7 protein-coding genes are annotated in these 12202 nt (G+C 51.6%); all 7 read right to left on the reverse strand.

Features of this window, described 5'->3' with window-relative positions:
- Nucleotides 1–1229 (reverse strand): SusD/RagB family nutrient-binding outer membrane lipoprotein (locus OB13_RS00760; RefSeq protein WP_461488228.1); only part of this gene is annotated, 1229 nt, incomplete at its 3' end.
- A 20-nt stretch (nucleotides 1230–1249) separates the two neighbouring features.
- Entirely contained in the window at nucleotides 1250–4378 is a 3129-nt protein-coding gene (locus OB13_RS00765) for a SusC/RagA family TonB-linked outer membrane protein (protein ID WP_461488229.1), read from the reverse strand.
- A gap of 64 nt (nucleotides 4379–4442) precedes the next feature.
- Nucleotides 4443–5660, reverse strand: a complete 1218-nt coding sequence (locus OB13_RS00770) for an ROK family protein (protein ID WP_461488230.1) — start codon at nucleotides 5658–5660, stop codon at nucleotides 4443–4445.
- A gap of 299 nt (nucleotides 5661–5959) precedes the next feature.
- A complete protein-coding gene (locus tag OB13_RS00775) occupies nucleotides 5960–7900 on the reverse strand; it encodes a peptide-N-glycosidase F-related protein (RefSeq protein WP_461488231.1) in 1941 nt (646 codons plus the stop codon).
- Between the two features lie 78 nt (nucleotides 7901–7978).
- Nucleotides 7979–9241: a glycoside hydrolase family 27 protein gene (locus OB13_RS00780; protein WP_461488232.1), complete on the reverse strand. Its 1263-nt coding sequence runs from the start codon at nucleotides 9239–9241 to the stop codon at nucleotides 7979–7981.
- A gap of 518 nt (nucleotides 9242–9759) precedes the next feature.
- Nucleotides 9760–10923 (reverse strand): sialidase family protein, encoded by a 1164-nt coding sequence (locus tag OB13_RS00785; protein WP_461488233.1) that lies wholly within the window; start codon nucleotides 10921–10923, stop codon nucleotides 9760–9762.
- A 47-nt stretch (nucleotides 10924–10970) separates the two neighbouring features.
- Entirely contained in the window at nucleotides 10971–12158 is a 1188-nt protein-coding gene (locus tag OB13_RS00790; RefSeq protein WP_461488234.1) for an AGE family epimerase/isomerase, read from the reverse strand.
- Nucleotides 12159–12202 lie beyond the last annotated feature (44 nt).

Genomic DNA, 12202 nt, shown 5'->3' on the forward strand with positions numbered 1-12202 from the left:
CCAGGATAAGAATAAACCCTGTTCTTTGCACCTTTGGCGCCCCACGAACCGTTTCCAGCTGAGTTCCAGGTATAGGTCGCGTCAATCTCTTTCACCACACCGCCATTATCGTCTAAAAGCGGACGTTTTGTGTTTTTGGCATCAGTTGTCCACGACGGATAGCTGCTGAAATTAGGATTTGAGAAATCACCAGGTATAGTGAATGCCTTGTAGGCACGCGGGTCAATTGCATGTGGCAGGCCGTTAAACCAGTATCCAGCTGACGGGTTATTGGTCTTGGTAGCGAAGTGATTCTCAAATTTCTGCCCCATCCAGTTCTCAGGCTTGATGGCTGAGTGGAATGAACTTCCAAGCTGGTTCACCGACTCGACGCCACCCAGGTTAAAATACGTATTGAACAGTGTCTGAGACAGGTACTGTGAGTTCCACTCACGGCTCATCACGCCGGTAAGGGCGTCCCAGCCTGGTTTCTCCTGCACTTTAAACGTCTCACCCGCAGCCATGATCAGAGCGTTGGTGGCAGCTGCCTCCTCAAACTCTGCTTTAGCCTTGGCAGGGTCCACCTCGGAAAGTCTCATCGCCAGGCGCAGGCGCAGCGAGTTAGCATACTTTCTCCAGTTGGCAAAATTATAGGCATAGGCCGGGTCCAGTTTCCTGAGCCTGTCGGTAGTTGCCACCGTCTCGTCGAGTTTAGCACTCGCGTCCTTCAGCTCTGCCAACATAAAATAGTAAACGTCTTTTTCACTCGAAAATTCCGGGTTTTCTCCCTGGAAGGCGTTTATGGGAATAGGGCCAAAGTTATCCGACATCTCGCTCATCAGGTAAGCTCTCCAGATACGGGCTACCTGCAGCAGGTTCTCCGTGTACGGTTGCGTTTTGCCTGAGCTGATATGCCCGTTGGCTATCTCAATAGCGGTATTGGCTGCGTTTAACCAGCTGGCTACCTGGTTGTAGTAAGCGCCCGTCCAGCCGTCGTTATAGCCACCTGAAGAGAGGGTTGAGCCTTCCTGGTAGTGGGCAGCTACCTTCCAGTATAGTATAAAGGAGCGCTCTGCCACGTCCGGGTTCATCTGGGCACTGATAATGGAGTTGTTGATAAAATACTCCACCTGCACCTGGTCCGCGCTGGCTGCCACAGGATCCACGTTGATTTCTTCAAAGTCGTTACATGAGGTCAGCAATAGGCCGGCTACCATGACCATACATGATTTTTTCAGTATATTTCTCATAATCGTAATGCTTTAATTGATTAGAAGCCCAGCGTAAGATTGAACAGGATAGAGCGAGTGGTTGGCATACTTCCGTTCTCAAAACCAGTCGCGTTAGTTCCTGTCGAAAAGACAGACTCAGGATCCAGGCCATCCATGTGGCTGGAGATGAGCCACACATTCGTAGCTGTTATCCCGATTCTGGCTCTCTGAAGCGGCGTTTTAGACAGCAATCCGCCAGGCAGGGCGTAGCTGAGTTGCACGTTGCGCAGGCGCACGTTGGTGGCGTCGTAAATATTCGCCTCCGTGATACCCAGGTTACCTACACCCGCCACTGCGTTCCAGTAGTTCTGCGGCGTAACCTCCGTGCTGTTCACTTCATACTGGCCGGTAGTAGGATTCTCTACCACGCCGTCCACTACAAAGCTTTCGCGGCCGCCGTCACGTACAGTAACAGCACCCGTACCAGCGCGCTGCATACTCACATGCGTACCGGAGAAAATCTCGCCTCCGATGCGGGCATCTACCTGGAAAGAAAGCCCCAGGCCTTTGTAATTTAAGCTGTTTGTCACACCTACCAAAGCGTCAGCCTGCTGGTTCCCCAGCTTCACACCCTGCTCGCCTACCAGTGGCAGACCATCGCTGCTAAGCAGAAGCTGTCCGTGGTACGGGCTTTCAGGATTGTCCACTCTTTTGAAGGTGCTGCCGAAGATCTCGCCGTACTCACCGCCAACAACTGCATTCACACGCACATCGTCGAAACCTCCCAGCGGATAAATTTCTATGTCCTCATACAGGGCCTCCACCGTGTTGCGGTTTCTGGAATAGTTACCGCTGATGTTCCAATTGAAACCATCAGGGCTTCGGATAACATCTGCATTCACCATCACCTCTATACCTTTATTCTGGATATCACCGGCGTTGATGATTCTTCCGGTGTAACCGCTAAGAGGGTCCATGGGCAGTGTGATGAGTTGGTTTGTTGCATTAGACTTATACCATGTAAAATCTAAGCCAATGCGGTTATCAAGGAATCGAGTCTCAAATCCAGCTTCGTAAGACTTGATAAGCTCGCTTTTGACACCTGGGTTGTAAAGTGTGTTGTTTCGGCCTGCTGTGGTATTGCCATTCGGGTCCTTACCGATCCAGTAGGTATTATACAGCTGATAAGGAGGCAGACCATTGCCTACCTCTGCGTAAGAGGCTCTCAGTTTGCCGTAACTCAACCAGGCAGGAAGCGTGGCGCCGGTTGTCTCCAGCATATCTGTGAATACGTAAGAGGCGCTCAAAGACGGATAGAAGAAAGAGCGGTTGTCTTTGCGTAGTGTGGAAGCCCAGTCATTGCGGAAAGTTGCATCCAGGAACAAGTAACCATCCCAGTTAAACTGCACCGAGCCATACACGGAGTTAACCTGTTGCTCATGGAAGCCCTGCCCTACACTCGGGTTGGTGATACTGTTATTTATAGAAAACAGGTTGGGTACTTCCAGTTCGCCGGCACTGCCGCTTACGGAACTGAACCGCTGCTCCATCAGGTTACTACCCAGTGTCACTGCGCCTCCCAATTTTCCGAACACGTTGTCTTGCTTTGCGGTAATAAGCGAGCTGAAGTTGGTTTCCGTAAAATTCTGTTTGCCGATGCTGTATCTCCCGGATGGGGTTTGCGGGCTACCACCATAGAGTTTGCTTTCGGTATTGGTGTAATGCATGTCGGCACCACCCTTAATTTCTGCACTCAACCAGTTCGTAAAGTCATACTTAACCGAGCCGTTCAAAATGAACCTGTCTCTTACATCCTGGTTCAGGTTATACCTGCTGTTCCAGTAGGGGTTCATCTGGCTGCTGGTACCGTACCAGATCATCTTGCCATTGGCGTCAACATCTGTTCTAAAGTCACGGATATCCATGGAGCGAGGCAGCATGAACAGCGTACTAAAGGAGTTATTGGGGTTGTTACCACCAATTGGCCTGTTCTCAGCATTGGATTTGGTATACTGTATTTTGGTGTCTGTTGTCCAGCGGTCAGACTTTCCGAAAGTTGTAGTGGCTTTGGCCATCAGGTTGGTTCTGGACAGCTTCACGCCGGGTGCAACGCCTTCGTTATCAAACTGGTTGAAGGAGGTATAGATGGAAGTAGTCTTGAACTGCTGCTGGATCGAGACGTTCTGGCTGGAGTAAAGTCCTTTTCGGAAGAAGTTCTCGATGTTATCGTAGATGCGTAGGGGCACATTTTCGCCCTTCCAGTTCCCAACAGTCTGCCCTTCTGCTCTTGGGCCCCAGCTCGAACCCGACAGCGGATCATGGGTTCCTTCCGATCCCTGGCCGAAGCTGTTTTGCAACTTGGGATAAGTGAAGATCTCATCATAGCCAACGGTAGAAGAAATCGTGATGCCCAGGCCATCCTGTGGTTTACCGGACTTGGTGGTGATCAGGATGACGCCGTTACCAGCTCGTGAACCATAAAGCGCCGCCGCAGAAGCACCTTTCAACACTGATATACTTTCAATGTCATCGGCGTTGATGTCGGCAAGACCGTTACCCATGTCCAGGCCGGGGTTCCAGTAGTCGTTGTTGTCTCTGCCGGTAAAGTTATCAATGGGCACACCGTCTACTACGATCAGTGGCTGGTTGTCGCCTACCAGCGAGTTATTACCGCGAAGTATAATTTTGGAAGAACCACCCGGGCCATTGCTGGAGCGGGTGATCTGCAAACCGGCCACCTTGCCTGTAAGCGCATTAGCCAGGTTCGCTTCCTTAGACTCCGCCAGGCTTTCCCCTTTCACTTCCTGCACCGCATATCCCAGCGATTTCTTTTCCCGTTCAATTCCCAGAGCTGTCACAACCACCTCTCCAAGCGCTTTGCTGCTGCTTTCCAGCACGACTTGAATCGTATTGCTTTCTCCTACAGGCACTTCCTTCGGATTAAACCCGAGAGAATGAACCCGCAGCACTGTTCCGGCACCGTCAACAGCTATGCTGAATGCACCATCCATATCGGTCGTGCTCCCGCTGGTAGTTCCTTTTACCTGAACGGATGCAAAGGGTATGGGAGCGCCCTTGTCATCTTTTACAGTTCCAGAAATGGTTCGCTTCTGCTGCGCATACGCCAGGCTCGCAAACAAGCTTAGCATCATACAAAGCACGAACTGCTTCGTAAATAAATTTTTCATAGAAGGTTTATTTATATTACAATTTAAGAATGTTCAATCTTTCAGGAAGCTATATGCCAATCCGCTAGGGGACAGCAAGATTACCTTTTACTTTATCCTGCATCGGGCTCCATGTATCGTAGTGTTCCATTACCAGCGCCGCAGCACCAATAACCTCAGCCTGGTATCCGAACGAGGAAATTTTTATTTCTGTATTTTCGGCGATTTTGGGAATACAATGTTCGTTGATGGCCTGCTGGATAGGTGCCAGCCAGAGCCGGCCTGCCAGAGATCCCCTGCCGCTCAGCACAATCAGTTCCGGATTGAGCAGGTGGATCAGAATCGCTACTCCACGGCCAATGTTGTAGGCCGTTTCATGGAACAAATCGACGGCAAACCTGTCACCCTTCAGGGCCGCATCCATGATGGTGTTGGACGCTTCCTCCACATTATCCAACGACAGCCCTTGCAGCATCGATAGTTTTCCCTCCTGCATCCCCCGGACAGCCTTCTCCACCACAACCAGCAAGGAAGTTTCCGTTTCGAGGCAGCCGCTCTTGCCGCAGCTACACATCTTGTTGTTTGTAAAGAGCGGGATGTGGCTAAACTCCCCGGCAAACCCGTTATGCCCCCGGAAAAGAGCACCGTTCAGGATCATCCCGAGCCCTATCCCCCAGCCGATGCTCAGCACCATCACGTTCTGCTTATCACTGGCTGTGCCCAGTTTCTGTTCAGCCAGGGCAACCAGGCTCGAGTCATTATCAATCAGAACAGGTATGCCGATAGCTGCCTCAATATTGCTGACTAGACTTCCCTGATCGGTTTTCAGGAAGGAATAGTTTATCCCTTTGGTCACATCCACAAAACCAGGCATACCTATGCCGATCCCGATGATGCTGTCTTTAGGTATAGCTGCTCTCTCTATAAAATCTGCAATGTGATGCGTCAGCTGTTGCAGTGCTTCAGTATTATCGCCCAAAGGCAGCTCAACTCTTTCGACCTCGCCTACATAATTGTTGTGCATATCCAACAGGGCGATCCGGGTGATCAGCTGGTCCATCGCCACTGACACCACATACATCAGGTCAGGCTTCAGGGAATATACCTGTGGCCTCCTCCCGCCCGTTGAGTGAGCGTATCCTTTTTCGATGACCGCTCCTTCTGCGATCAGCTCATTCAGTACCCGTGTGGTAAGGGGTACGCTCTTCTGAGTAAGCGCACTCAGATCTGCACAAGACAGCTCACCAGCAAAGTATAAGTGCTTTACTATACTTCTTTTATAGCCTGTTTGCTTATTGAGCATTAAATTAGGGTTATGTTTTACCTCTCTAATGTTAACTTAATGCGAACAAGGTAATTTTTCTTTTTAATAATTGAAAATACTTTTCTAATTATTTTAAAAAGTTCTTGACACTTCTTAAAATAATTATTCCTCTAACTACAATTTATCGGGAATATTGTATACACCTATGTACTTATGATCGTGGAAATAACCTGAGAGTTAAAATTTACAGCAGAGCACCAATAGTAAAAAGAAAACACCCGCCAGCTGCCTCTTCTGGGCAACTGGCGGGTGTTTTTACTAGAACGAGCTCCTACTCTTTATTCTTTCAACCGTATCCGCTTTTTGAATTTTTCTTCTCCGTCTATCAACACTTTAAAGTAGAAGCGTCCTTTGGGGTGGTGGCTCAGGTCAAAGGTAAACACACCTTCCTTCAGTTGCTGATACGTTTGCTCTTCTACTACTTTGTCACCCGGGTCTGTCACGATCTGCACGACCACATCCTGCGGAAAGTTGGAATAGTAATCGAAGGTAGTCTTGTCATTGGTGCGGGTAGGGTATAGCCCCAGAGAGGTAAGATCCGAAACGGGCGCTACCGGCCCTCCTACTTCGAAAGCATACTTTACAGAAGAGCCAAAATCCGATTCAAAATCCTTAAGCATGGCCCCTTCTTTCGTAAGCAAGCGCACTTTGCCGCGTCCACCCCGTGGGTTGGCCCAAAATTCCAGCCCGTTGCCCCCTGTATCGGAAAGTATGAACTCGTAGTTTCCCTTTGCCAGTTGTAGGGTGTCCCGGTACAGGGTGTTTGCCTTGAGTGAACCTGCTGTGCGCTCCTTCACCACTTTTCCCTCGCTGTTTCGCAGCACATAGCTGTTTTGGTCCGGCTGGTTGTTGGTCATCAGGTATACGATCAGTATGCTGTCCTGCCTCGGTACAGCCTCAAACGAACTGGTCATTTTATTATCTGCCTGGTACTTGTCCTTCTTTCCATTCGGCTTGAGCAGTTCCACGTCAAACCGGTTTACACCAGGCTGGCTTTCAATGGTGCCTGGCAAGGCGATGGAAGTCATAGCTGCAGGTGCCAGCGTTCCTTTCCAGCTGTACTGCTTTTGAGAAATACCTTGGGTGCCATAACGGATAACCAAGTGCGTGAGGGGTGCGGCTCCCATGTTCTTTACAACGATCTGCGGCTGCGTGCTGGCCGGGTTCTGACGCCGGTGGGCGTCTTTTAAAGAAGGAGCGATGATATCAGTCACCGCTACATCCTGCTTCGCACCGGGCTTTTTGTATTGCACCAGGTAGGCTGTAATATACTCGTCCGCGCTTGGGTTGGTAGAGACATACTGTTCCATGTTGATGTCTACCGTATGCTGCTTCCCTGCCTGCACTTTCAGGTCATAGAGGTCAGGCTGCATGAGGTCTCCCGGGCACCAGTTGGCCCGGTCATACACCCAGGTGCCGGCTTGCGGGTAGAGCGGGTTATCTCCACACTTCTTCCAGATGTCTTTTTTATCGATCAGCTTTCCGTCATACCAGATCTCCCGGAACTTACTGCAGAACTCGGCGCAGTTGTCCGGTTTATCCATCCCATGCCCGGTCTGCACCACACGCAATCGTGCAAAGTCAGCCTGTTTGTCGGCATTGAATGAAACCGGTTTCAGGGCATTTTCGATACTGTTGGTACTGTCCCCGTAGCGATAAGCACCATCATAAATTTTTTGGATAGAGACAGGTTCCCAGGCTGGTTTTCCTTTTACGATCTCAAATTCCATGGTCACGGTCCAGCCCCGGTCATTATTGGGCTCCCAACCGGTGTGGTTGTACTCGATCTCCACACTGTCACGGAGCAGCAAACTGAAATCCGTCACGTCTACTTCCCAATCGAACTGCCAGCTCTTTTCGAAGGCACCCCCGTAAGGTGTCAGCATACGTCCCACCTCGTAATCCTGCGAAGTGCCCTTCACACCACCGGTACGACGAATGGTGATATGGTCCTTGTAATCCCAGTCGGCACAGCGCATGTTGTCCGGGCACCCCAGCCGCACTTTCAGCTTTATACTGCGGATATCTTCTTTCACCGAAGGAAACACGCCCCAGGCTTTGTAGAGATTTATACCCTGGGCCGGATCCGTGACCACGGTCACACGGTTGTGCGTTACCACACGCAGCGTATCGGAGGCTTGAGCGGTTATAGCTATAAGTGTCAGGATGGCCACCAGGCAGGAGGCCGCAATGTTTCTGTAACAGGAGTTTTTCATCATGGAAATGTGAGGTATGGTAGTATGGCGCACCGGATATAGTAGTGCCCTATTTAGTTGCTATTTGTTGTAAACCCACTCTCATTTATACTGAAATACATTGAACGGCCGGGAGGTCCCCACCAGCTTCAGCACAACGACTCCGTGCGACGGGACCTCCAAACTGATTTCTTTCTTTGTCGAACCTGCATAGTCTTGCTTCGCCCACAGGTCACGCATGGTATAGCCTTTGGCTGCATCCAGCCCCAGAGAATCGGGGTGAAAGGTGATAGCTGCCTTTTTACCGGACCTGTTGAGCAAGGCAACGGCCACCTCGCCACTCATGGTAGACTGAAGCGGCTTTGCCCATACCTCCAGGTCGCCTTTGTCGACCAGCCGGCGGGCCTGGTACACCAGCCTGTCCTGGCTGATGGCGATCAGTTCTTTGTTGGTCAGGATGCGGATGGTTTCCGGGCTCATGCTGCGCAGGTCGTTCCCGGCCAGGAGCGGGGAGCTGAGCATGCACCACATCGAAAAGTGCGCCTTGTCTTCTTCGTAGCTCATGCCGCGCCCCACCTGGAGCATGTCCATGTCGTTTACATGGCCCGGAGAGGCATGCTGCCACAGGTCGGCGTTCAGGTCTACAATATGCATCACAGAGGCAAACGTATTTTCAATGTCTCCGGAGATGCGCCAGGAATCTGCCAGCGGCACCACCCACTCGCCCGGAAATTTCCAGCGGCAAACGTTGTACACAGCATCCGGACGAATTTCCCGAATCAGGTTCCCAATCTGGGTATAGCGGGTTTGTTCATCCAACCCCAACCAATCGCCCCCGCACCAGTCCACTTTGATAAAATCGTAGTTCCACTCCTGCAGCATCAGCCTCAGGTCCTGCGCATCGTGCCCGTGCAGGCCCATGCCTACGCCCACGGTGTCTTTGTCCCAGTACGAGGCACAGGTATTGATGCCCGCGTCTGAGTAGATCCCGGCTTTGAGCCCTTTGGAGTGGATGTAGTCGCTCAGGGCTCTCATGCCGCCAGGGAACCGTTCCGGATGGGCCAGCAGGTTTCCCTCCGCATTGCGCCCGCCAAAAAAACCGTCATCAATATTGATGTAAGTGTAGCCAGCATCCTGCATCCCCGACGAAACCATAAAATCGGCCTGCGCCCGGATGATGTCCTCGTTGATGTTTACATGAAAATTATTCCAGCTCGACCAGCCCATGATGGGCGTCTGGGGGCGGGTTGCTATACCTGCTGGTATACCTGCAGGGGGTACTGCGCTTGTAGCCGTGTTGGCAGGCTGCTTCTGGCAGGCTATCAACGTGGCAAGCAAAAGAAGAAGGCTGATCTTCCGGACCATGTGGTGCTTATTTGTTTGTTAGCTGTTCAAGTATACCCTATCCCCAACACCGAAATCAGCTTACCTTTCCGGGCGTGCTTTCTACTTTCTTTAGTTTGGCAACCTCTGCCTACAAGGGAACGGAGTGAAAAGAGGTAATTCCGCTTATCACTCCGTTCCGAGATCTGGTCAATCTATTTCTTCACCGGCACCATGTGCGGTACTCGTCATGATGCTTCCTTTTCAGGTATAGGCGATACTGTCTGGCGTAAGCAAAACCCAACTATTGCTGCCCCTACGTCCAAAGGCTGCAGGTTGACACGCAAGTAACTGAGCATGTCTAGCTCCATTCAGCCGGCATGGCTCCGGAACTTTTCAAAACCCGGGAACAACCGATTAGGGTTGTAAGGCAGGTATGCAACACAGATCCAACGCTTGAAAATTAGAGAATGTTTTCGTAAACGCAAAGCGTAGAGGGCATTTTAAAAGATTAGGTCCTGGCGACAAGCATGTACAAAAGCAGGTACCCTCCTACCGCGTTACTTCCACTTCACGACTGTGAACACAATTTCCTGGTATCCGTTTTTCTCATACAGCACCCCCAGCTCTTTCTTCCCGATTTTCACGAGGTCGGAGTAGGCAGCATAATCTTTTGTGTTGTTCTCACTCTTGGCGATCACGTGCTGGTCCTTCCATGTCTTGCCTTCGTCGTAGCTGATGCGCAGGGTCAGGTTATCGCGGCTTTTGGTATCAGCGGCATTGCAGAAGGCAAGAATGGCTTTTCCTTTCTTTTTGCCGATGGTCAGGATGCTGCCCTGGTTGACCGGGTCGGGCAGTTGCTGGTCAAAGTACGTCGTATCCCAGGTGGCGCCGCCATCGCTGCTTATGGCCACAATGCGGGCACGCACATCTCCCTGCTGGTTGCGGATGTTCATCATCAGCCTGCCGTTGGTGAGTTCGGCCGCCATTGCTTCGTTGCCTCCGGTTTCCGGCACGGTCTCACCGATCTTAAATGTTTTGCCGTGATCGTCGGTATAGTAGCCGTGGGCAAAATAGTCTTCCGCTGAATTTTTGGGTTTGCCCTCGGAGTGGTTGGCTGACACGAAAATCCTGCCTTTATACCTGCCATCGGCAAATTGCATGGCGTGGCCGGGCGTATTGGCATAAGCGCGCCAGTCTTCCTGAAAGGTATAGGCCGGGTTGGCGGCCGGCATGTTGGGGCGGTGCACCTGTGTCGTGATGTCTACCGGCTCCGACCAGGTCTGCCCGTTGTCGGTGGAAGTAATGTACCATACCTCACGCAAGCCTTTGCCGCTGCGTACTTCGTACTCATGGGCATTGCCGGTGTTGTAAAAAAGAAATATTCTGCCTTTTGGGTATGCCGGATCGGTGAGGTCTACCACAGGAGCAGCGTTGCCCGCCTGCAGGGTATCGTAATCCACGACAGTCTGTAGTGCAGCCCAGGATTTCCCTTTATCTGTGCTCCGCTTCATCACAATATTCACATCCCCGAAATCTGCCGCCCCGTGCACTCTGCCTTCTGCAAAAGCCAGCAGGTCGCCGTTCGGTAAATCAATGATGGCCGGTATACGGTAGGATTTATGGCCTTCAACGCCGGAAGTAAAAACAGGTATATCCCGTTGCTGCGCGTGCGCCAGGAGAGAAGTAAGGAAAACAGAACAAACTAAAAGTACTCGTATCATGATCAGGTAAGTTTACTAAGGGTTTTAAAAGTATAAGTCAATGGAATTTATTTTTTCTGAAATGCTTCCAGCACCTGCCAGCAGTACCACTCCTGGCGCGGCAGGTGGAAGGGCCCTTTGAACAGGTTGCCTTTGATGGTGGAGGACTGGCGGCCATCGCGGTGCAGGTAACCGAACCATTCGCCGTTTTCCTTGTCGTGAAAGTGGCTGTAGGCATAGTCGTGTACCTGCTTGTGCCAGCCGGCATACTTCTCGTTGCCCGTCATCAGGTAGGCGAGCAGCGTGGCGATGATGGTCTCATTTTGCGGCCACCAGAACTTCATATCATGCCAGTACTCCTGCACGGGCTTGCCGTACACATCGCGGAAGTATAGGATGCCGCCGTGTTCTTTGTCCCAGCCCCGCTCCCACATGTAGTCGAGCATGCGGCAGCCCAGGTCGATCAGGTGCGGATCGTTGTTGCGGTAACGGGCTTCCTGAAGGATAAACCAAGCGCCTTCGATGGCATGGCCGGGGTTGAGGGTCCGGCCGTCAAAATGGTCAATGATGCTCCCGTCCGGGCTCACCTGCTCCATCACGCAACGGATGTCATCCTTTACAAAGTCCCGTTCAATCTCAGCTATCCACTTGGCGATCCATTCGTCGCAGCGTTCATCCCCGATGGTATCGCGTAGCTGCTGGGCCGTGTTCATCATGATCATCGGTACGCCAATACCTTTGGCCGGGCGCGTATCGGTGAATTTCGGCGTCAGCAACCCCGGTGTAGTAGCATACTCGATGCATTTGCCAAACAACCTGCGCGCTTCGGCCGCCACTTCTTCGTCGCCGCTGGCTTTGGCATAGGCGGCAAAGGCGATCACAGCAAAGGTTTCGGAGAAAAAGTAGCGGCGTTTGCGGATCGGTTCGCCGGCGCGTGTCACGTGGAAAAACATCTGCCCGTCTTCATCAAAGCAGTGCTGGCGCAGGAAATCGATCCCTTTCTTAGCGCCTGCCAGCCACTCCGGCTTCTGCTCTACGGTATTGTAAAGCGTGGAAAGCAGCCAGGCCGCCCGGCCCTGTATCCAGACAGCTTTGTCATCGTCGAGCAGGCTGCCATCCGCATCGCGCATCAGCAGGTAGCCGCCATATTCTTCGTCGATGGAGCGCGGAAACCAGAAAGGCACCGTGTCCTCGAGCAACTGCTTTTTGTAGAAATCTTTGTAATACTGTAGTGTCGGGGTATAATCCATTTCCATGACAGGAGGTAATTTTAGTTAGTGGTGATGGGATAGCTTGTAAA

Source organism: Pontibacter sp. HJ8, from assembly GCF_054824225.1.

What these genes read in the sequence shown, in the direction of transcription:
- OB13_RS00765 (WP_461488229.1), bottom strand. Translation starts at nt 4,378, where the DNA reads ATGAAAAATTTATTTACGAAGCAGTTCGTGCTTTGTATGATGCTAAGC.
- OB13_RS00770 (WP_461488230.1), bottom strand. Translation starts at nt 5,660, where the DNA reads ATGCTCAATAAGCAAACAGGCTATAAAAGAAGTATAGTAAAGCACTTA.
- OB13_RS00775 (WP_461488231.1), bottom strand. Translation starts at nt 7,900, where the DNA reads ATGATGAAAAACTCCTGTTACAGAAACATTGCGGCCTCCTGCCTGGTG.
- OB13_RS00780 (WP_461488232.1), bottom strand. Translation starts at nt 9,241, where the DNA reads ATGGTCCGGAAGATCAGCCTTCTTCTTTTGCTTGCCACGTTGATAGCC.
- OB13_RS00785 (WP_461488233.1), bottom strand. Translation starts at nt 10,923, where the DNA reads ATGATACGAGTACTTTTAGTTTGTTCTGTTTTCCTTACTTCTCTCCTG.
- OB13_RS00790 (WP_461488234.1), bottom strand. Translation starts at nt 12,158, where the DNA reads ATGGAAATGGATTATACCCCGACACTACAGTATTACAAAGATTTCTAC.